This window comes from Chryseobacterium sp. WG14 (assembly GCF_024586945.1).
Lineage (GTDB): Bacteria > Bacteroidota > Bacteroidia > Flavobacteriales > Weeksellaceae > Chryseobacterium.
Map to the genome: position 1 here is coordinate 375,229 of NZ_JALCZD010000003.1, position 21,967 is coordinate 397,195.

A 21,967-nucleotide genomic window follows, 5' to 3' on the forward strand; every position below is an offset into this window, starting at 1 on the left:
ATTTCCAACAAGGCTGCATAGAACGCGAAGTTTTTGTTAACCGTTTAGTTTTATAACAATAATTATTTTTTCACCAGTATTTTCTCAGTAGCCTTTTTACTGAGTACTTCGATTTTCCCTTCAATCTCTATGGTAACTGATTTGTCGAAGCTTTCAATTTTAAGAATCTTGATTCTGGTATTGAGAAGAAGTTTTCTTTCAGTTAGGTAGCTTAAAAAAGCATCATCGGAGAGGGTAACTGAAGCAAAAATTACGGTTTCACCCACTTCACAGTTACTCAATCTCTGCAGATCCTGAGCAATGATATTTCCTTTTTTATCAGGAATAGGTTCTCCATGAGGATCAAATTTTGGATAATCCAGAATTTCATCCATTTTATCAAAGAAAATTTGAGAATGTACATGCTCCAGCTGTTCTGCAATCTCATGGACATTTTCCCAGCCGAAATTCATTTTTTTTACCAAAAACATTTCAGTAAGTCTGTGTTTACGAACTACCAAAGCGGCTTCGCGTCTTCCATTCTCTGTAACAATTAAAGGTTTGTAGGTTTCGTAAATGACCCATTTCTTCTCTGCAAACTTCTTCATCATATTATTGACACTCGGCATTTTTACATTTAAAAATTTGCTAAGCTCATTAATCGTTACTTTTCCTTCATTGTCAACTAAATGAAACAGTGCTTTCAAATAATTTTCTTCTGTGAGTGTTGTTTTCAAAATGTTAGATGATTTTCAATACAAATCTAACAAAATAATATTAAAAGTAATATAGAGAACAACTCCGTCTATAAATTTCAAAATTTAGTGGAATGGTCTTATTTTCTGCTAAATCATTTAAAATGATAAGTATTTATTGTTTTTATTAAAAATATATCATGAAACGTAAGTTTTTCATATTATTTTATTCTCTATATATTGATTAATTATTTATCTTTAATGTTTAAAAAAAAACAGCAACAATGAAACTAAAAATTACTTTTATTTCTATTTGTGCATCTTTTCTAATGAATGCACAGGTATTGAGCCCCTATGGTCTAAGTAGTGATGATCTTCCCGGAACTACCTTTACCTTAAACACAGAAAATTTCAAGAGAAATATTGATGTCAACAGGAAAAGTTCGAAAAAAATTAATAATCAGTCTATCGTATTGACTCTTATCGACGGAACTAAAAAAGAATTTATCCTGTCTGAAAATAATCTTCTCAATAAGAGGCTTGATAACATTATAACCTTTGATGGATTTTCAAAAGACAGGCAGGATAAGATAAAGCTTACATTAGTAGGAAATGAAATTTCTGCAATGATCAAGTCTAATCAGGGGTATTATATTATTGAACCCTATAAGACTAAAAAAGGAGAATACAGGATTTATAATTCTTTTGAAATGTTTGGTGAAAAATTTCAGTGTGGAGCTGATGAAAACGATTTCAGAGAGAGCTTAGAGGCGGTAGCCAAAGGGTTGAATGTTCAGAAATCAGTAACAGGTTTCCCCTATGGAAATACCTTGAAAACATTTAGAATGGCAGTGGCTACCACCGGGGAATTTACCACAGCTCTTGGAAATCAGGATGCTGCCCTTGGAGAATTGGTGGCTATGATGAATCTTATTAACCAGATTTATGAGTCGGAATTATCTATTTCCTTTGCTTTGATTGATAAGACGGTCAATAAAACCTTAATTTTTACCAATGGAGCTACAGATCCTTTTACGGTAGATCCTTCTTTTGCTTCAGCAGCTAATTCGCAAGCTGGATTTGATGTTCTCAATACCAACGGAACACTTCCATATGCTGATTATGATATTGGGCACACTTTCAACATTATGCCGGGAGCTAACGGAAGTGCTCAGGGACAGGCAGGGCCAAGGCCTTGTACGGCCTCACTCAAAGCTAGAGCCTGGAGCCAGTGGACACTTTCTATGCCGAAATCATTGTCTGCCAACCTGATTGTTCATGAAATGGGACACCAGTTTGGAGCAGGGCATACATATAATGCTGTAGGAGGAACCCCTTCAAGCCCTACATTCTGTACTTCCGGATGGAATGCAGCAGCAGCTGTAGAACCTGGTTCTGGATCAACGATAATGGCCTATAAAAACAACTGTACGACTCCTAATGATCAGACAAATACCGGCAATAACGGACTGAATTACTTCCATGCCAAAAGTATTGATCAGATTTTAAATACACTCAGCGTATCCTCTACCTGTTTTACCTCTGTAGCGGTAGCGAATACACCTCCTTCTGCCAATGCCGGAAATACAGCCATCAGTATTCCAAAAAACACACCTTTTAAATTGAAAGGAATAGGAAGTGATGCAGAAGATTCCAATTTATCATACACATGGGATCAGGTAGATGTGGCTACTGCCAATGACAAAGGTGCATTTGGAAGTACAATTAATGGAAGTGGCGGATATTCTGCGGTGAACAGTACTACAGCTCCGTTGTTTAGATCTGAGCAGACTACCCTTACCACTGAACGGTATTTCCCTAAGATGAAATTTGTCCTGGACAATCAGAATACGCCTCCTACTAATGAGGCAGAAGCACTGCCTCTGGTAGCAAGAACAATGAAGATGAGATTTACAGTAAGAGATAACAGTGTCATTTCAGGTGGAGCAGATTCTGATCAGGTTGTGTTAACAGTGACTAACCAGGGACCTTTAACGGTTACTTATCCTAATTCAAATGTATCCGTAAATGCGGATTCCAATATCAATGTAACATGGGATGTTAACCAGACCAATGTTTTAAAAAGTACGGTCAATATCCTTCTTTCTACGGATGGAGGAGAAACCTTCCCTTACACACTTGCTTCTAATGTGCCCAATAATGGTACGGCTGCTGTAGCTTTGCCATTCGTTCCGTATACCGATAAAGCGAGAGTTAAAGTAACTGCAGTGATTAATGATTTTGCTGAGTTCTTTGATGTGTCTAATACTAATTTTATCATCAATTCAAGCTGTAATGCCTTCCATACGATCATTGTAGAAAATGCAAAAGTGGTAACGGCCGCTCAGGGGAGTCCGCAGGCTCATCTTAATTTACAGCCACAAACACCCTCCAGTGATATTTATAATGCTAAAACACTGACTTTTGATGCAGCTAATATGGGCCCGGAAAACTGGTATATCTACAATCAGACCCAAACAGCTCCTCATTTGCTTGTGTCAGGTTCCAGCATGCTTCCTTTTAGATTTAAGGTGACAGAGACCGGAAGTTATACGCTGAGCTATCCTTCTCCGAGTGGAGTAGCTGTTACCATTTATAAAGGAAACCAGACCGGAACAGCCAACTTCGTGACTTCTAATGCTGTTTATTCCGGAACAGGTACTGGTTTTACGTATTACAGATCATTCAGTGCCAATTTGGAAAAAGGGGTGGAATATCTTGCAACCACAAGAAATCTGAGCAATACACCTGTAGGATCCAGCGTAGTTCTTAGTACTACAGGTCCCGGGAAGTTCTATAATATTATTGATAGCCCTGCCGGGGTTAACTATACGTATGCAGCTATCAATTCCACGACCAATACTATAGTAGCTACCAATGCCACTGCAGACTTTACGTCATTACCGGTAGGAACCTATACAGTACAGGGAATTTCATTTACCGGAACCGAAAGTGCTTTACTTAATAAGACCATTGGTGAGCTTACACAGACCAAAGTGTGTTACCAGCTAAGTACAAACAGTGTTACTTTAATCATTACTACAGCATTGGCAACCCGTGATATGGTTAAAAAGCAAATCGGACTGGTGCCCAACCCGGTGAAAGATTACCTTCAGATACACAGTGATGAAAAAATCACTGATTATGAAATTTATGATGCTTCAGGTAGGTTAATGGAGAATAATGCAGTTAGCAACTCTGAAATCAACTTCTCTAAGTTTCAAACTGGAATTTATATGTTAAAATTATTAAATGGTAAAACATTGATTCATCAATCAAAAATTATCAAAAAGTAATTGACAATACACAAATTAAAGAGCTATACTGATTATAGCTCTTTTTTTGTACAGAATTTGCTTAGTATTTAACAATTAATTATCAACACTCAAAAAGATGAAAAGTATTTTAACAGTCCTGGTTTTTATGATATGCTGTAATGCTCAGGCTCAGAGTTTTACTTTTACTTTTAATCCTAAAAAATTTATACAGGAAAATAAATTGACTGAAGGGAGTAAGAAGGATGTTATTTTTAATTTATATGATATTAATGGAAAGGAGACAAAATATAATACCATAGACACCACAAGCGAGTTGCTGAGAAAAGCAAAAATTTACAGCTTTAAAGGAAAGTCTGAAGACGGCACAAAACTCATTACACTGACCATTGCTTCCGGCAAGCTGAGTGGTGCTTATCTGGAAAATGCAAAATCTTATTTTATTGAACCCGTGGATAAAACATGTAAAAAGAAATATAAAATTTATATAAAGCCTGATGGAGATTATCAGGTGGGTCAGCCAAATGATTTTATAAAATAAAATATACTATCGAAAGCCGTTCTGGAAGCCTGATAATTCTGATATTTTAACTCTTTTTCATAGGGATAATATTATTACATTTTTTTAATTTTACTCTATGAAATTTTCATTTAAAAACGATTACTCTGAGGGATGTCATCCTAATATATTACAGACCCTTTTACAGTGTAATCTTGAACAGCAGGCTGGCTATGGAGAAGATGAGTACTCATTAAAAGCTAAAGAACTTATAAAAGAAAAAATAAAAAAAGCAGATTCAGAAGTTTATTTAGTTTCCGGTGGGACGCAGGCTAATCTGATTGTTATTTCTTCCATTCTAAAACCTTATCAATGTGCTATATCTGCATCCAGCGGACACATTTTAAATAATGAAACCGGTGCTATTGAAGCAACAGGACACAAAATATTAAGCATTGAAACGGAGGATGGCAAACTAAGACCTTCAGATATTATTCCGGTGTTGGCGAACCATAAAAATATACCCCATCAGGTCATGCCCAAGCTGGTATATATTTCCAATTCTACAGAGCTTGGAACTATTTACCAGGCCAAAGAATTAGGGGAGCTTTCAGATTTTTGCAGACAGAACGGCTTATACCTGTTTATGGATGGTGCAAGGCTGGGGCACGGGCTTACTTCGGAAATCAGCGACCTTACCCTGGAAAGGGTAGCGGAATTAACGGATATCTTTTATCTTGGCGGCACTAAAAACGGTGCATTGATAGGTGAAGCTATTGTGGTTAACACGATAAGCCTTCAGGAAGATTTTGCATTTAATATCAAGCAGAAGGGTGCTTTACTGGCAAAAGGAAGACTGTTGGGAATCCAGTTTTTAGAGCTGATGAAAGATGATTTATATTTTGATCTTGCAAAGCACGCCAATCAGCAGGCGATGAAAATCAAAAATGCTTTCCGCAGCAAGGGTGGTCATTTCCTTGCAGATACGTATACCAATCAGATTTTCCCTATTGTAAGCAATGAACTTATAGAGGTACTGTCTGAAAGTTTTGATTTTTTTGTCTGGAAAAAAGTAGACGAAAAGTTCTCTGCAATCCGCCTTATTACTTCCTGGAATACAGGAGATGATGCTGTCAACAGTTTCATAGAAATTATTAACAGGGAATTATAAACATAAAAAACAGTCTATTTTTTTAGACTGTTTTTATTTATATCAGAGGCCAGGTTTACTTTAGGCCTTTATTCACTGTTTCACAATCAGCAGTATTCAGTTTTTGTCCGTCCTGATAGCTGATTTTCTTTTCATCAGCATATTTTGAATGTCCAGCTTCTTCCTTATGATCACCAATTCCTTCTGTTAGCGTATTGTCTTTCTGAAGGAAGTAAATATCTCTTTTGCTTTTTTTGCCTTCAGAGGCAAACTCATAAGTCAGTTTCAATGTATCCCCGGATTTAAAGCCGGTTACATCACCTTTTGAACTGTCTTTTTCACTGTTTTTATAAGATAATTTCCCAATGATTGTTCCTAAATTATCATCAATAGAAGCAAAAACACTGTCTTTTCCTGTTACACCAATATAGCAGAAAGATTTTGGACCTAAGGTGTCTATTACAGGTTCAGCTACCGCAATGGTATCTGCTTCTGCTTTCAGAGCCGGAGCTTCAGTTTTCTTATTACAGTTGATCAGAAATGCCGAAACAGCACTCAGTAATATTAATTTCTTCATATCCTCAGTTGTTTAAATCAAATTTGAACTGCTAAATTAGTAATACTATTTATATATTAAAGAATATTATAGATAAATAAGAATATTTTTCAAAAGTTTAAAAAGATCACTGACTTGGGCACGGAAAATGATTCATAGTATATTATTTTTAAATTCATCATGATGACAATGACCACTAGAATACTGGGATTAGGAATAGTATTGCTAGGATTACATTTTTTAATGGGACAAACGCCCCAAAACTATATTTATACTTCGTCGGGAGATCTGCAGAACATCGAGAAAATGATTATGCGAAAAGATATTGGAGGAGTGCAGATTGTCTATAACTGGAGAGCACTGGAAACATCAAAAGATGTTTATGATTTTTCTCGTATTGAAAAAGACTTAGCCTATTTGACTTCTTTAGACAGAAAGCTTTTTATCCAGCTTCAGGATCGGTTCTTTGAACCTCAGGCAAGATACGTTCCCGATTATATTTTAAATGAAAAGGTATATACCGGTGGACTGGTTGCTCAATATGACAATCCGGGTGAGAATAAACCTGTAGGAAGTGGCTGGGTTACCCAGCAATGGAATCCCGCAGTTCGGGAGAGGTATCAGAAACTGATAGAAGCGTTGGCCAAAAAGTTTGACGGAAAGATCCAGGGCATTAACCTTCCGGAAACAGCCATCGATATTGATATGAAAAAAGATAAAACAGGTTTCAGCTGCGACACCTACTTTCAGGCCGAGCTGGATAATTTAAAATTTGCCAGAAATGCTTTTAAAAAATCTTATGTTTTACAGTATGTGAATTTCTTTCCATGTGAATGGGAAAACGATCATCAGTATATGTCCCGCTTATTTGATTTTGCAGATAAAAATAATATAGGATTGGGAGGTCCGGATATTGTTCCCAATAAAAATGCCCAGATGAAAAATTCTTATCCATTCTTTCATCAGTATAAAGGAAAGTTACCGTTAGTAGCCATGGCTGTTCAGGAGCCCACCTTAACGTATAAAAACCCAAAAACAAAGAAACCTTTTACCAAAGAAGAATTTGTAAGCTATGCTCAGGATTTCCTGGGGGTTCATATTATATTCTGGAGTGTAGAATCTCCATGGCTGAAAGATTTCTGAATTTATTGAAAAAAAGAGACCAGTAATTTATAATAAACTAAACGTTTTATTTGTCATCCCGGAAGATCTAACCCCTAGTAGGTTAGGATTTTCTTGTAACCACAAAAGTCACAAAAATTTTTAAACACTTAAGTTATTAAAGTTTCCAACTTTGCGTACTAATAAGTACACTAAAGTTTTGAAAAAATCTTTGATTTTTATCTAAAATGGTCTTACTTATGCATTATTCTTTTAAACTTACTAAAGAGTTCTAAAGTGTTTTAAGTATTTGCAATATTGAGATTTATATAGAGTGATGTATAATAGTGTTCTGCTTGTCATTCCGGAGGAATCTAACCCCTAGTAGGTTAGGATTTTCTTGTAACCACAAAAGTCACAAAAGTTTTTAAACACTTAAGTTATTAAAGTTTCCAGCTTTGCGCATATAAAGTACACTAAAGTTTTAAGAAAATCTTTGATTTTTCATCTTAAGTAATCTTACTTATGCGCTATTATTTTAAACTTGCTAAAGTGCTCTAAAGTGTTTATTGTAACCACAAAAGTCACAAAAGTTTTTAAACACTTAAGTTATTAAAGTTTCCAGTTTTGCGCATATAAAGTACACTAAAGTTGTGAAAAAATCAAAGATTTTTTCACTCTCAAACTCTCAAACCCTCCAACTCTCTTACACCTTCACCATTCCCCTGAACCCTCTCGCTGCATAATAGGAATCTGCACCATTATGATACATAAAAACGGTATTATAGCGTCTGTCACAGAAAATAGCTCCTCCAAGTTCTCTGATAGAAGCCGGTGTTTTTACCCAGCTTGAAGTTTTCTGATCAAATTTTCCGAGTTCCTGAAGCTGGCGGTATTGTTCTTCTGTTAAAAGTTCAATCCCCATTTCAACAGCCATATCAATGACGTTGCTTTCCGGTTTGTTAGCTTTTCGGGAATCCCAGGCTTGATAATCATAGCAGAGGCTTCGGCGTTTAGGGCTTTCCAGGGAGCAGTCGAAAAAGATATATTCGTCTGTTTTTTTGTTATAATCTACCACATCAGGTTCACCTTCTGTGGCTTCCATTTTGTTCAGTGACCAAAGTTTTTCAGGGTTGGCTTCCAGTTTTGACTGTATTTTCTCCCATTTTAAGTCTTTGTGGCGATTCATGTTTTTTTCAAAGCGGGTTTTCAGTGCTTTTAAAAGAGTTTCGCTTTGTTCGGGAGTTAATGTTTTCTTTTTCATGTTAAATTTTGTTTATGGATACTTTATTGGGAAGACTGTTTTGGGCTATTTCAAAGATATCAATTGTAATAAAAATACGGGTGTAGAAGTGAAAATTTTTTCTGTGATGGATTTTTTTGTTGGCTAACCGCAAGGACGCAAAATTATTATAAAAAATACTGCTTTAAGACGCAAGGATTTTATCTGCGATAAAATTGAATGCTGCTGATCTAAATCTACAGTATTGTGTTTGGTTGTATTTGCTGAAAATCGTTGATTTTCTTGCGTCTTATAATAGCCTTTTTGTATTAATCTTTGCGTCTTTGCGTTTTTCCAACATCTAATAGTAAATAGTTGGTTACTCGCAAAGCCGCAAATTATTATAAAAAATACTGCTTTAAGACGCAAGGATTTTATCTGCGATAAAATTGAATGCTGCTGATCTAAATCTACAGTATTGTGTTTGGTTGTATTTGCTGAAAATCGTTGATTTTCTTGCGTCTTATAATAGCCTTTTTGTATTAATCTTTGCGTCTTTGCGTTTTTCCAACATCTAATAGTAAATAGTTGGTTACTCGCAAAGCCGCAAATTATTATAAAAAATACTGCTTTAAGACGCAAGGATTTTATCTATGATAAAATTGAATGCTGCTTCATTATTGTATTTGATAAAAACTTGCTGGAAATCCTTGATTTTCTTGCGTCTTAAAAACTTTCTTGTTGTATTAAATCTTTGCGCCTTTGCGTTTCCAACCCATTATCCAACCCGTTATAATAGGATAATTGTATGGCATCTTTATCGTTTTATTAATGATTGGTAAAAGAAATTTTTCTGTTGGCAGGTCTGAAATACCAGGAAATAAGGACTAAAACTAATAATAGTACAGCCGGAAGTGTTCTGGCTGCGGTATCTCCAACAATAAGGTGGGAAATAACCGCTCCTGACATCACAAAGAAAAACCCGGCGTAAGCCCATTCTTTTAGTAATAAACGCTTCGGAACAAGGATAGTAATAACGCCTAAAATTTTCCAGACTCCTATGATGGTCATCAGGTAAGCGGGGTAGCCCAAATTGGTGAAGTTGGCGAGTTCGTCTTTATTTTTCATAAGCTGGACAATAGCTGTAGAAACCATTCCAAGAGCCATCCAAAGGGTAAATATCCAATAGATGATTTTTGTTCTTTTTTCTGATCGGTTTGATGTTTCCATATTGATTAAGTTTTATGATTAGTCGTTAAGCCCTTTTCCGTCCAGGATTTGAGGAATGCATTTCTCAATTCTTGCGTCCCTGGTTTTGGATTGCTTGGCAGAGGAGAAGTGGAGTAGGTAGGCCCGTTGTCTTCCTTGTGTCAATCCTTCGAAAGCCTCCTTTAATGCCAGATTTTCATCTAATCTTTGTTGAAATTCCTCAACCATTTCGAAGTCCTTGGTTTTCTTCATTTCAACTTTTGCCCCGGATTCTTCAATTTCTACAGCTTCAAACATATAGGCCCGAAGTTCTTTTTCAAGATCATTGATCTGTTGAAGGTCTGTAAAACGAATTTGCCTTGCCGCCTGTACATTTTCAGATTGCTGAATTAAAATCTGGTCAGGATCTTTCATCAAGGCTCCTTTAAAAAAGAGTAGGGCACAATATTCTTTAAAACCGTGAATTAAGAAAATGTTCTTTCCTTCATAGGTATAACAGGGACAGCCCCATTTTAGATCTTCTACAAGCTCGGTACTTAAGGCAATTGTTCTTAGTTTTTCAAATTCTTTTTGCCATTGCCCGGCATTTTCAAAGAAAAAATTAACTTTTGGATTCATGTATTTTGGGTTTGAGGGTTCTGGAGTTCTAGGGTTTGAGAGTATTAGAGTGGGAGGGTAAGAGCGTGTGAAGTTTAAAGTGTAATGTTTAAGGTTGTTGTTCTTTCTTTCATCGTTGACGATTCACTTGCAAAACAAAATTCCCTATTGGCATTCACAATGTAAACTATGGTATTCATCTCTCTCATCTCTTCGTCTATTATCTCTCCGTCTCTCTAAATATTTCCTGTAAACGGTTATGCGCCATATTAATTCCCTGAGCGAATGGCATTTTCAGGTGCTGATCTCTGAAGTCTACGGATTTATAAATGGTTTGGATCGTAATTTTGCTGGTGGTATCGGTTAATTTTTCAAATTCTAAAAATTCAATCTGAGCCGGAAAAGGTGTATTCTCCATTTGAAAAGTTCTCGTAATTTTCTCATTCTGAACAATATCATGAATAGCTCCATTAGCGCTGAACACTACATCTCCCTGAGGATTTAAGGTTTCAAAGCGGTAACTTCCGTGTGGCCTGTTTTCAAACTTGGTCACTTTGGTGCCCATCCATTGTTCGAAAAGTTCAGCTTCTGTATAGGCTTTGAAGAGCAATTCTACAGGAAGATCAAATTCTCTGATGATAAAGATTTCCTGTTTGCCATCTTCTGCGTGGATTTTTGTTTTAAGTTCCATGATTTTAAGAGTTGAGAGTTAAGAGTTAAGAGTTGAGAGTTAAGAGTTGAGAGTATTAGAGTGGGAGAAAATCAATACTATTTAAAGTCTATTATCTCTCTGTCCCTCATCTTTTATCTCTTATTATTTATTTTTCAAGTTCTGGTACGCCTTCATCACATCTTCCAGTTTATTGAATTTCTCATCCCACATTTTGCGGAAGGGTTCTATAAAATCGGCTATTTCTTTCATTTTATTTGGATTAAGGTGATACGTAATTTCCCGGCCGTTTTGTTCAGATCTCAATAGTTCACATTCTGTAAGGATCTGGATATGCTTTGAAACAGTAGGCCTTGCTGTATTAAAGTTAGCCGCTATTGCTCCGGCTGTCATCGATTGAGCCGCTACCAACATCAATATAGATCTTCTGGTAGGATCTGCGATCGCCTGAAATACATCTCTTCTTAAATTCATTGTGTAGTTATTTGACTACAAATATATGTGTAGTTATTTAGCTACGCAAGTTTTTTGTGAGAAATTGTTGATTTTTAATGAAAAACCTTATGAACTAAACTATAGAAGGGGCGAAATATTAGAAAATACAACTCACTCATACCCATGAGCTTTTCTATGATATTGTAAATTTGAGGGCTTAATTTTGTGATTTTTATGAATAAATAATATTCCATTTTCATGCCCTATCAATTCATAATTATCTAATATAGAAAAGGTTCCTTTATCGAACATAACATGGTGGTTAGGACATAGACAAAGGATATTGTCAATACTATCTTCTCCATCATGGGGCATTCCAAGTGGTTTTATATGGGCTCCTTCTGCATAATGACCAGATTTTGTCGGGATACTAATATTACAAATTTGGCATTTAAAATCGTATAATTTTTTTATTTCCACAGCTATTTTCGTATCACGCACTATTCTGAGTATTACGGTTTCTTTCCTTATTTTTTGCTGTTTAGAATTAAATTCTTGAAATAGATTATCTGTAAGTTGAGAACCGGAATATCTTAGTAGAAATCTACAAACTTTAAAACCACTTTTTCCAATTTCTTCCCACGCATCTACAACACTATATAATCCGGCATATTTGTAACCTTCTTTAGGTGAATAGAGTGATTTATGTTTTTCTCCTCTTATAACTCGAACAGCTAGTCCTTGGTCCATACTTACTAACAAGGCCGCATTGCTTCTGTTGCTCCAAGATTGATCTTCTATTTGTTTCTTTGTATTAGAATCATTGCCGCCAGCGCCTGTATAAATGATTTCATTTCCATTATCAACATCATCTTCATAGCCTCCTGAAAGGATTATTACGGAAGCACCTTCTTTTATATTGCCATCAATACCAGCTTGCAAGGTTCTATGAAGATTACTATCCATGATTTCTTGACGGTTTTTAAATAAATATCCTTCTTGAAATCCTTCTATCTCTCCAAATATAATTGGTTTGCTCATTGAATTAATTTATGAAAAATTTTAATGACAAATATAATTTTTAAATGGAAATTATTTGAAAATAAGATTTTATATATATGGTTATTATTGAAAATGAAGATTAGTGTTTATTTTATTCTTACGCGTTTTATGAATGCAAAGTTTTATGATAGTGCTGTATATTTTTTAGGGAGTTAAGGGTGAGCATGTGAACTTGCCGATGAAGGTGAGTGGATAGGTTTTTGGTTTTTATGGTGAGAGAAATAAACTCTTTCGCTTGTTTCTTTTTATAATTTCCCGCAAATTTTGGAGATTGCACAGATAAGTAAAAGATAAAATCTGCGAAATCTGTGTGATCTGCGGGAGATTTATATCTTTTTAGGTTAAACGCAAAGTTTTATGATGGTGCTGTATATTTTTAGTAAGCTACGGGTGGGCAAGTGAACTTGCCTGATGAAGGTGAGTGGATAGATAAGTTTTCGGCGGCCGCAGGCCGCCGAAAACTATTATTCTGAAAACAATACCGGTGTACACAATAGATTGTATTCTGATAAAGGAAATTATTTTATTTTCTTCATGGGGAATGCCTGTCTGGCCATTTTCCCATTCATAAGGCCTGAGATTTCTGCAAATAAAGAATCTTTACGGATTTTTTTATAGGTAATCGTTTGAGGGAAATCATTCTGCCGGTTTTCAAATACCAGTGAAGTGGGATTTGAGCCAGGAGTTGAAATAAAATCGACAGGCTGTTCATCATGTTGACCTTTTACAGATACGATATAATGCAGTTTTCTGTCTTTTTCTACAAGGCGTACAGACTCGAAGTGAATGGTATCTTTATTCTTTAAATAATAGCTTTCTCCCTGAAGTTCAGTATTGCTTTTCTGAGTCCAGGTTTCGTAAAGACTGCCTTTCGTGGTTTTGGTTTCCCAGGTACCAAGCAGCCATTCCAGTTTTTTGATTTCACTGGGCTGAGTCCAGCTGCCTATAATCAAGAGTCCAATGACAGCGGGAATTAGTTTTGTTTTCATGTTGCTTATTTTAGATCAATCAAAATTCATGATAAATAAATCTTTACAATTGTAAAAATGCGACATCACGAATCTTTTTTGTAAAATAATGAGGACATCTGAAGATGGTCACCATAAAACTCTTTGGGACTAAGGCCTGTAAACTCTTTAAAATCCTTGATAAAATGAGCCTGATCATAATATTCAGCATCGTAAGCAAGTGCCGTAAGACTGGTGTATTCTTTATGAAGAAGCTGTTTCAGGATTGATTGAAGTCTTATAGTTTTGGAAAGTTGTTTAGGACTCATGCCAATGGCTGAAGAGAACCTGCGTTCCAACTGTCTGCGGTTGATATTGGTTTGTTGCGATAATTCATTTACGGAGATTTGTCCATTTACATTGAGGAGTATATCAATGGTAGATTGTACAATCCTGTCAATGGTTTCAGGATTAAGTCTTTCCTGCAAAAAGTTTTCTACATGGCTTATTTTTTCCTGAACTGTTTTAGAATGGAATACTTTTTCACCCAATTCAGCTCCGGCAGCTCCAAACAGATCTTCCAGCGGAATGGCTTTATCATCCATCTCTTTTATGGGAATAGCAGCAAACGGCAAAAAACCGTCATGATGAAAACGGACAGAGAAAATGCCGGTGATTCCGGTAGGTTTTATTCTTAAAGGTTGGGTTAGCTGTCCGAAAACACAACTTCTAGGCTGTACAATAGCTTCTCCCTGGATATATTGTTTGTAGAGATCTCCATAATGGAAAATCATTTCCATACAGCCGTCCGGAACGATAGTCTGTGATTGCGGCACGTCTTCTTTTGGACTGTCCAGTGTCCAATAGCATTTGATAAAGGGAGCCAGCTCCGGCCCGGGTTCGAATGTTTGATAATCCATAGTATTTCATATTCTGATGGTATAAAATTATCAAATAAAAATAGAAATCAATTCAAAGAGACCTTTGAAATATATTGAGGAAAACAGGAGTTATGAAATAACCTTATCTTTGAAAATCCAATATTTTCTTAGCATTAATCAATAGTATCATAGATGAAATTTTTACTGGACTTTTTATTCCGTATTGTACAGCTTTTTACAGAACCCTATTTTTTAGTATTTCTTGCAGTAGTTATTATCGCTCTGTTGAAAAGGAAGAATAAATGTAAAAATCTGAGAACAGGAATTTTTATATCAGCAGTTGTCATGATTATCCTTATAGGAAACGGTTTTCTGGGTAAACTAATCTCCGGATATCTGCAGAAAAGTTATATCAGTACTTCAGGGATGAAGAATATACCGGCTCAGAATCCCATTATTGTAGTGCTCGGTGGCGGGGTGGTAGATATTGACAATACAGAGAAATTGCATACCATGTCTTATTCCAGAATAGTTACTGCCTATCAATTGTATCATGAATACAGGGAAAATAATCAATCTTGTAAAATATTAATTTCTGGAAAAGGAAGAGGACATACAAGCGAAGCCGAATTATTCCGAGAGAATTTTAAAAAGATGGGGGTGCCGGATTCTGACATGATTAAGGAAGATCAAAGCATGAATACCTATCAAAATGCAAAATATTCAAGTCAGATAGTAAATCAGATGGGGCCATCCAGTGTATATCTGGTGACTTCGGGGTTTCATATGAAAAGATCTGTGGCTCTGTTTCAGACCTTTGGATTAAAACCTATTCCTAAAGCATCGGATTTTATAGATACTGAACTCACAATATTTCCTAACAGCTATAATGCTGCATTTACATTTGTTATGCTTAAAGAGGTCGTGGGAATATGGCAGGTGCAGTTATATAACAGTTTAGGAATGAATAAATAGTATTCTGCAGTCTATTGTACATATAAATAACCGGTCCCTTGAGTTAACTTAAGGGGCCGGTTTGCTTTAAAACTGTTCAAACTTTTTTAATAGGTTTTGGCTAAAGCCAAATTGATTGTAATGTTTTATCAGATGGACTAAAGTCCATCTCTATTGAATTTACATTGCCATATTAAATCATCAGTCTGTTTTCTTCAGTGAAATTATGGCTTGTTTTTCTTTTAAAAGCCTAAAATACAGAAAAACTAATGAAGGCTCAAAAAAGCTGTGTTTTTCCATCCTGTACCTATGCTATCTGGTTGAAAATGAAGAAGATTTAAGACCAAAATAAGTTGTAATCAAAATCTCAGAATATTTACATTTTGAAGACATTAAATTTATGTCCATCAGGATCTGCAAAGACAAAACCATAATAGTTGTTTCCAAAGCTTTCAGGTTCTGAGATAATGGTTCCGCCTGCATTTTTAACTTCTTCCGCCCACTGATCAGCCTGATCTATGGTTTCAGCAGAAAGGGTAAATATAATTTCATTGGAATGGTGAGAGTCACCAAATTTTACATTTTTTACATTGGTCTCAATGATGTTTTTTAGAAAGAAGTGAATAATAAATTCATTGTCTCCCACAAAAAAACTTACCAATTCATTAGAACTGTGTGGATTATTGGGCTTAAATCCCAGTTCTGTATAAAATTTCTGTGTTCGCTCAAGGTCCGCCACAGCAAGGTTTGCCCAGATCATTTTTGGTTTCATACTATTTTATTTTTTGGTTAGGATAAAGGTAGCACCTTTCAATAGGATAAGGGTTGCCATGTGGCAAGATTTTGTATTTTTATAAAGGCCATTAAAAATAATATATTACTAATAATTGATTAATTCTCAGATAGATATTAATTAAACTATTGCTTTTTAATCAGTTATGCTGTATTTGTTACAATTTAATTTAACATAATAATAAGATGAATGAACAGATTATTAATAAAATTAAAATTTTAGGAGGAAATACTGACGCTGTACATGCAGATAAAAATTTTGTAGAAAACTGGCAGAGTATTAGATTCGACAATTATTTATATGACAAAGATTGGGATGTGTATGGTATTGACGAGTTTTACAGCATTCATCAAAAACTGTATAAAGAAAATAATGAAAAATTTTACCGCGACTTAACTGAATATTATTTTTCCTTACATGACTGTACATATGGCCAATATTTTTTCAAAGACTGGATGTTTACTCCGTTTAAACCAGGCTCGGAAGATTATGAAGAATTAGATGGGCTTGTAGAGGAAGATGACGTAAGAAAAACTGTAAAAGGCAAAGAAATGGATTTTGTCTGTATATTTTATTCATATGGATATCCGGATCATTATTTTGTGTGTGCAAAAGATCCTGATCAATCAAACCCAGCGGTATACGGAACGGACCATGAAGTTTATTTTAATGAAATTGAAAACGAAGGAAGCCTGGAAGAGTTTCTGGACAGGTTCCTTACCAAAGAAGAGTTCCGGGAAGTCGTTAAAGAATATCTGCAAGGAAAATTAGGTGAATAAGGGATTTTGATGTCATTAGTCCTCTATTCCTTAGATGATTATTTTGTCCTATAATTTATATTATGTTAAATTGTATATATTTTAGCTTTTCAAAAAGTATAACATTTTTTAATTTACATCAGAATCCAAAGTTCCATTCCAACTAATCGATCCATCCTATACTTAAGTCCCAATTACGAAAACCCGTGCTAGGGTTTCTTTATTTTACTTTTGAGGTTATTACATCGAATTTTTCAAGCAATAATAGTTTATAGATTTCTGTGACTTCGTTCCAATCTGTAGCCTGGTATCTGGTTTGCTGTCCTTCGAAAATGACGAAGAGTGATAAATCTTTATGTACTTCAATCACGTTTTCATCATCGGTTATAACTGAAACCCAAAAGGCTCCATGCTCATCATCCATTAACTGAATATCTGATATAGCTTTTACTATATCCTCTTCATCAATATTGTCTTTTTGATATCCGCTTGCGTATTGTATGTAGCTTTCTGTCATTACGTGAGCATATTTTGATTTCAATATCAGTTTATATTAATCTCAATTTTGTGGTAAGCAATCCATCGTTTGAGATTTCCAACCATTCTTTTTAAATGATCTTCATTCAGGAAAATATTGGTCCAATATTCAAATCTGTCGCACTGAACACTTATGTAATAGGTCATAATTGCTAAACATGCGAAGGGTAAAAACTTTTTTTCTTCATTACTAATTTTAGTTACTATCTCATACCCTTTTATGAAGCTTTCTGCTTTTGTTTGATATTCTTCTTCGTTCAAATGGGTTGCAAATAACTGAAATAGGAAATAAGAAATGTCAAAGCATAAATAACCGTTGCCACAGAAATCAAAGTCAAAAAATGTTATTTCTTTTTCATCGTCAATGTGCAAATTGTCAAACCAAACGTCAAGATGAACAGTTCCATATCTCATTTTCTGGTTGTCAATATTTTCCATTTTTAGCGTTAAAAAAGCAGAAAGGCTTTCTAAAAATTCAATTTCGCTTCTATTTTTACTATAGAATTCTTTTGTTCTTAAAACAGGGTTCTTGAGCAAGTTTTGAGCATTGTAAGACATTCTCATCAGTTCGATATTTTCTGTGGATTGATGAACTTTTGCTAATGCTTGTCCAATTAGAAAGCTTGTTTGGGGTGAAAATTTAGCTGTCTTAATGCCTTTAGCATACGAAAATAAAACGCCAAATCGTGTACCTTCTGGAGCTTCAATTTCTTGAATGAATTTGTTCGATTTATCAGCTATTGGAAAAGCAACTTGTCGGTCTACTTCTTTCAGAAGAATTAAAAGTCTTAATTCTTCTTCAATTTCTAATTTAGTCCGCCAATTATGTGTGTAAACTCTAAAAACGTATTTGTTTTCGTCATCATGAACAATGTATAAATGATTCATAGCAAGCCGAAATATGTTGCATTCCGTTTTGTCGGTTAGTTCATATTTTCGTTGAATAAGTTTACCAAGTCCATTTGGTGAAAGTGTACTATTTATTGTAGGAAATTTCTCTGTCATTAATTCTTAGTTCGCAGTTGGTTATAAAATATATGCAATTTCGTTAACATTTCTTTCTTTTTTGTCAATAAAATTAGATTACCATTTTTTATTACTTTTAGTTCCGATGTAACTTCTATTAGCAATTACAAAGATACATGACGATTATTTTTTAATCTCTATTCCAATAACAGTAATGTATTCCTCATTTTCGCAGTCAATAACATAACCTGCACCTAATTTAGTAAGAAATTGATCATGAACTTTTCTTGCTGTTGTGAACATAATAGTTTCCATAGCCTTGGCAATTTGAATGGTAGGTATTGCTACACCGCCGGAACTCCCGTGAATCTGCGCATAACTTCCCTGCCCTTTAAAATACCTACAAGCTTTTATTGATAATTTTGCAGATGATCTATTTATATGTCTGTTAAACAGAATTTTGTGTTTATGTTATAAATATTGTCCAGGCCTATATTGTAAAAATAGTTACATTTTTGAACAAAATTTGTATTTTTGTTGATATAATTTATATCACTATCTTTTTTTATGATAACAGTTCAGTGCAATTCATTTATAGACCTTAAATTTTAAAATGTCGCAGCTTAGTTTATTTAATTCTGAAGAATATTATCGGTTCCCTAAAGAGCTTTTGGAGTATACGGAGCATTTTTTACCTGAAGATGAGGCCTCAGGGCTTGAAGAACTATTAATGAATACTGCTCCATGGAAACAGAGAACCCAGAAAATGTATGATAAAATGGTTCTCACTCCCCGTTTGACGGCTTGGTACGGTGATGAAGAAAAGACCTATCAATTGGGAGATACACAATTTACAGCCAATCGATGGCTTCCGGAACTGCTTGATGTAAAAGAGCGTATAGAGAATGCCACGGGATGTGCTTTTAACTCAGTATTGTTAAATTTATACCGTGATAAGAATGACTCTGTAGCCTGGCATCGGGATAAAGATAGTAAACTTGGTGACCACCCTGTTATTGCCTCTGTAAGCCTTGGACAGGTAAGAAGTTTTGATTTCAGAAACGTTGACGATCATACCAATAAATATAGCCTCCCCCTTCAGCATGGTTCTCTGTTAATCATGAAAGGAGATCTTCAGATAAATTGGGAACACCGCATTGCCAAATCTGCTCTGCCTATGAAACCAAGGATCAATATGACCTTTCGGTTGATAAAATAAAACCCGTCTGTTACCTGCTTTTATCAATTGCTCACACAGCAGCAGACGGGTTATAGATATTATGATATTTTGATTTTTACCCCTACTGAAATATTAATTCCGGCGAGAGGGCTAAGGAATTTCAGTTGAGAATTTTGAAGTCTTGCTTCTGTATTTAACAGGTTGTTTCCCAGTATATAATATTCTATACTTCCTGTTTTTAAATGGGTGTCTTCATAAGAAATACGGGCATTAAGAAGTGAAAATGCAGGCATAGGAAGCTCCGGGTTTATATTTTTACCAAGATATTTTTGCTTCATATAATGGTCTAATGCTATATTGAAATTCAGCTTTTGGACCGTTCCTGTAAGGCTGAATCCAAAACGGCTTGTGGGCATATTAGGCATATAATCTCCATCACTCCATTTTCTTATGGAACTGTCTGCCGTACTGATGTTTCTTACCAGGTCATAATAAGAGCCTAACTCCCATTTTCCCAATCTGTGAAGGTCCATTTTGTAAGCAGCCTCCGCTTCTATTCCATTGATCTCGGTATCATCAGAACGCCATTCCTTTACCAGGAAAACTTCCCGTGAAATCCCTGTATGAGCAAGGTAGATGTAATTTTTATAGAAAGTATGGTACCAATTGGCGGATAAGCGTATATTTTTCAAATTAAGTCCACCACCAATTTCCCAGGTTTTTGCAGTTTCTTTATCCAGCTTGTCATCTCCGTTTTCTTCTGTGAGAATGGCAAAATGATTGTTGCCAGCATAAAGCTCATTGACTTCGGGTGCTCTTTCAGAGTGATTGTACTGTATTTTCAGATAAGCTTTTTTTAAAATATTCCATTGGGCTGCTGTATGAAACTGATTAAGAGTAAAATTCCTTCCTGTGAGATTTCCTCCTGAAAGCCCGCGGCTTCTGATGTATTTTTTATCAGCATCAGCCCTGCGTTGGACGTGGTCATTCCGGTATCCCAAATCAAATTCAAGAAAATCAAAATTGAGGTGCTGCATCGTGAATATGCCAATTTCACGGCTTATGTTGTTAGGTAGATATCTTTGACTTCCGCTACCCTCCATTTCTCTGTATTGTACTTCAAGTCCTGTAGTTCCTGTTAGAAATTTCAGTTTCTGTTGCGCTATTTCCAAGCGGCCATTATGTTGTTGTACTTGAAATTGATTGGCTTTATAGCGTTCCAGAAGTTCTGAATTTGTGGAAAGTACTCCCATATAATTAAGCTTTATACTGGCAATTGGAGAATGGCTGAATTGATAGGCCGTTTCCAGCATAGCCTTATGGGATAGGCTTCTTATATTAATAGGTAAATACTCTAGGGGCTGCTGGGGTTTCCCATGGGAGTGTTTTGGGATTTTGGATAAGGCATAGCCGGGAACACCAAAATAGGAATAGGAATTTTGATAGGCTCCTCCTATATAAAAGGATTTACCAATATAGCTGGTCCCCAAATAGAATGAATTGCTTTCTGAATGACTGTTTGGAATGACACCGTCTTTTGTTGGCACATAGTCCTTAATACTGTTTACTTCGCTTCTGTAGCGGTCTTTCGTGGGATCCTGCCCCGGAACGTATTGATCGTTTTTGGGATTGGGGTGATATTGGCCATCCGACGGATTGTAATAAGTGGGGCTGAATGTATAAAGATCATCCTGTGAAAGTTCATATTCTACCATATGATCCTTGGCAAACTGGCTGATATAAGGGAACAGACTAATGTTAAGAACATTTCTTGAATTTACATCCAACTGGCAGAGGGATTGCAAAATACTATTAAATCCTACCAGGTTTGGATCATAACATCTGTTGTCTTTAGATTTCCCCGGTATACGGACGATTTCCTGTTTTTGGTTGGAACCTCCTATTGTCCATACCCAGTTTTTGGTGATGGTACCTTTTGCTGAAAAGGCCTGTTTCTGTCCACTGTTGCTTCCTCCTTCCAGAAGTGCCTGAAGGTTAATTTTTTTTGATGGAAGCTGACGGACGATATAGTTCGTTTCAATATCAACGGCTCCTCCAATAGCTTTTCCACCATACAGTACTGCTGCTGAATTCTTATAAATATTAATGCTCAGAGCATTATCCATTTGAATATCCAGATTAAAATCAGGGCTTATTCCTGAAAGATCATTCACTGAAGTTCCGTTTTCCAGAACTTTTACCCTATTTCCACTCAGGCTTCGGATAACAGGAGCCCCGGAATTGGGCCCATATCCTGAATTTTGGATACCCGGAATTTTACTCAGCGTTTCTCCTAAGGTTTTGGACTGTATAAAATCCAGTGTCTTCTTTGGAATATTTACCACATCCCTGTTCATTTTTCCCTGTATCCGTATTGATTCTATATCCTGGACTGTCTTTTCAGTACTCAGATCCTGAGCTTTCATCACAGAATGGTAAGAAATGACAGACCCTCCCATCAAAAAAATAACGGCTTTTTTCATATGCGTATGCTTTAATAA

23 protein-coding genes are annotated in these 21,967 nt (G+C 35.6%); 7 read left to right on the forward strand and 16 right to left on the reverse strand.

The annotated features are described in order from the left end of the window. Positions 1-62 precede the first annotated feature (62 nt). Positions 63-716 carry a metal-dependent transcriptional regulator gene (locus tag MP478_RS07735; protein ID WP_230038962.1) on the reverse strand — a complete coding sequence of 218 codons (654 nt, stop codon included), beginning with the start codon at positions 714-716 and terminating at the stop codon, positions 63-65. 242 nt (positions 717-958) lie between these two features. Here MP478_RS07735 and MP478_RS07740 point away from each other — a divergent pair, with 242 nt between their 5' ends. The 3 genes from MP478_RS07740 (at position 959) to MP478_RS07750 (ending at position 5,619) form a co-directional block, all read left to right on the forward strand. After that, the gene (locus tag MP478_RS07740) at positions 959-3,970 is read left to right on the forward strand and encodes a reprolysin-like metallopeptidase (RefSeq protein ID WP_257200092.1); all 3,012 of its coding nucleotides are present in this window, start codon (positions 959-961) and stop codon (positions 3,968-3,970) included. A 97-nt stretch (positions 3,971-4,067) separates the two neighbouring features. After that, positions 4,068-4,490 carry a hypothetical protein gene (locus MP478_RS07745; protein WP_257200093.1) on the forward strand — a complete coding sequence of 141 codons (423 nt, stop codon included), beginning with the start codon at positions 4,068-4,070 and terminating at the stop codon, positions 4,488-4,490. Positions 4,491-4,587: 97 nt separating this feature from the next. Beyond that, positions 4,588-5,619 (forward strand): low specificity L-threonine aldolase, encoded by a 1,032-nt coding sequence (locus tag MP478_RS07750; RefSeq protein ID WP_257200094.1) that lies wholly within the window; start codon positions 4,588-4,590, stop codon positions 5,617-5,619. Between the two features lie 55 nt (positions 5,620-5,674). Here MP478_RS07750 and MP478_RS07755 read toward each other — a convergent pair whose 3' ends face one another. Beyond that, positions 5,675-6,175, reverse strand: a complete 501-nt coding sequence (locus MP478_RS07755; protein ID WP_257200095.1) for a hypothetical protein — start codon at positions 6,173-6,175, stop codon at positions 5,675-5,677. Positions 6,176-6,343: 168 nt separating this feature from the next. Between MP478_RS07755 and MP478_RS07760 the strand changes: the two genes are divergently transcribed. After that, entirely contained in the window at positions 6,344-7,297 is a 954-nt protein-coding gene (locus MP478_RS07760) for a hypothetical protein (RefSeq protein ID WP_257200096.1), read from the forward strand. A gap of 664 nt (positions 7,298-7,961) precedes the next feature. On the opposite strand, the gene MP478_RS07765 is transcribed toward MP478_RS07760, so the two are convergent. The 9 genes from MP478_RS07765 to MP478_RS07805 form a co-directional block, all read right to left on the reverse strand. Beyond that, entirely contained in the window at positions 7,962-8,519 is a 558-nt protein-coding gene (locus MP478_RS07765; protein ID WP_257200097.1) for a DUF4256 domain-containing protein, read from the reverse strand. A 123-nt stretch (positions 8,520-8,642) separates the two neighbouring features. Next, complete coding sequence (locus MP478_RS07770; RefSeq protein ID WP_257200098.1) at positions 8,643-9,119, reverse strand: hypothetical protein; 477 nt, start codon at positions 9,117-9,119, stop codon at positions 8,643-8,645. 186 nt (positions 9,120-9,305) lie between these two features. Next, the gene (locus MP478_RS07775; RefSeq protein ID WP_257200099.1) at positions 9,306-9,707 is read right to left on the reverse strand and encodes a DoxX family protein; all 402 of its coding nucleotides are present in this window, start codon (positions 9,705-9,707) and stop codon (positions 9,306-9,308) included. An 18-nt stretch (positions 9,708-9,725) separates the two neighbouring features. Then, positions 9,726-10,304: a YdeI family protein gene (locus MP478_RS07780; protein WP_257200100.1), complete on the reverse strand. Its 579-nt coding sequence runs from the start codon at positions 10,302-10,304 to the stop codon at positions 9,726-9,728. Between the two features lie 199 nt (positions 10,305-10,503). Beyond that, a complete protein-coding gene (locus MP478_RS07785; RefSeq protein WP_257200101.1) occupies positions 10,504-10,974 on the reverse strand; it encodes an SRPBCC domain-containing protein in 471 nt (156 codons plus the stop codon). A gap of 123 nt (positions 10,975-11,097) precedes the next feature. After that, positions 11,098-11,427 (reverse strand): helix-turn-helix transcriptional regulator, encoded by a 330-nt coding sequence (locus MP478_RS07790; protein WP_257200102.1) that lies wholly within the window; start codon positions 11,425-11,427, stop codon positions 11,098-11,100. A gap of 132 nt (positions 11,428-11,559) precedes the next feature. Then, on the reverse strand, positions 11,560-12,429 hold the full coding sequence (locus tag MP478_RS07795; protein ID WP_257200103.1) for a YDG/SRA domain-containing protein: 870 nt from the start codon (positions 12,427-12,429) through the stop codon (positions 11,560-11,562). Between the two features lie 539 nt (positions 12,430-12,968). Then, entirely contained in the window at positions 12,969-13,439 is a 471-nt protein-coding gene (locus tag MP478_RS07800; RefSeq protein ID WP_257200104.1) for a DUF6265 family protein, read from the reverse strand. A 65-nt stretch (positions 13,440-13,504) separates the two neighbouring features. Further along, positions 13,505-14,317, reverse strand: coding sequence for a helix-turn-helix domain-containing protein (locus tag MP478_RS07805; RefSeq protein ID WP_257200105.1), 813 nt, complete (start codon positions 14,315-14,317; stop codon positions 13,505-13,507). Between the two features lie 153 nt (positions 14,318-14,470). On the opposite strand from MP478_RS07805, the gene MP478_RS07810 reads away from it, so the two are divergent. Beyond that, positions 14,471-15,253 (forward strand): YdcF family protein, encoded by a 783-nt coding sequence (locus tag MP478_RS07810; protein WP_257200106.1) that lies wholly within the window; start codon positions 14,471-14,473, stop codon positions 15,251-15,253. Between the two features lie 355 nt (positions 15,254-15,608). Here the strand turns inward: MP478_RS07810 and MP478_RS07815 are convergent, their stop codons facing one another. After that, entirely contained in the window at positions 15,609-16,004 is a 396-nt protein-coding gene (locus tag MP478_RS07815; protein ID WP_257188809.1) for a VOC family protein, read from the reverse strand. A gap of 206 nt (positions 16,005-16,210) precedes the next feature. Between MP478_RS07815 and MP478_RS07820 the strand changes: the two genes are divergently transcribed. After that, entirely contained in the window at positions 16,211-16,804 is a 594-nt protein-coding gene (locus tag MP478_RS07820; RefSeq protein ID WP_257200107.1) for a hypothetical protein, read from the forward strand. Positions 16,805-17,003: 199 nt separating this feature from the next. On the opposite strand, the gene MP478_RS07825 is transcribed toward MP478_RS07820, so the two are convergent. The 3 genes from MP478_RS07825 to MP478_RS07835 form a co-directional block, all read right to left on the reverse strand. Further along, positions 17,004-17,300 (reverse strand): hypothetical protein, encoded by a 297-nt coding sequence (locus MP478_RS07825; protein ID WP_230039025.1) that lies wholly within the window; start codon positions 17,298-17,300, stop codon positions 17,004-17,006. Positions 17,301-17,326: 26 nt separating this feature from the next. Next, a complete protein-coding gene (locus MP478_RS07830; RefSeq protein ID WP_230039034.1) occupies positions 17,327-18,325 on the reverse strand; it encodes a phosphotransferase in 999 nt (332 codons plus the stop codon). Positions 18,326-18,469: 144 nt separating this feature from the next. Continuing rightward, on the reverse strand, positions 18,470-18,601 hold the full coding sequence (locus MP478_RS07835) for a hypothetical protein (protein ID WP_257200108.1): 132 nt from the start codon (positions 18,599-18,601) through the stop codon (positions 18,470-18,472). A 298-nt stretch (positions 18,602-18,899) separates the two neighbouring features. Between MP478_RS07835 and MP478_RS07840 the strand changes: the two genes are divergently transcribed. Further along, a complete protein-coding gene (locus tag MP478_RS07840; RefSeq protein WP_257200109.1) occupies positions 18,900-19,505 on the forward strand; it encodes an alpha-ketoglutarate-dependent dioxygenase AlkB in 606 nt (201 codons plus the stop codon). Between the two features lie 59 nt (positions 19,506-19,564). Here MP478_RS07840 and MP478_RS07845 read toward each other — a convergent pair whose 3' ends face one another. Further along, positions 19,565-21,949, reverse strand: a complete 2,385-nt coding sequence (locus MP478_RS07845) for a TonB-dependent receptor (protein ID WP_257200110.1) — start codon at positions 21,947-21,949, stop codon at positions 19,565-19,567. Positions 21,950-21,967 lie beyond the last annotated feature (18 nt).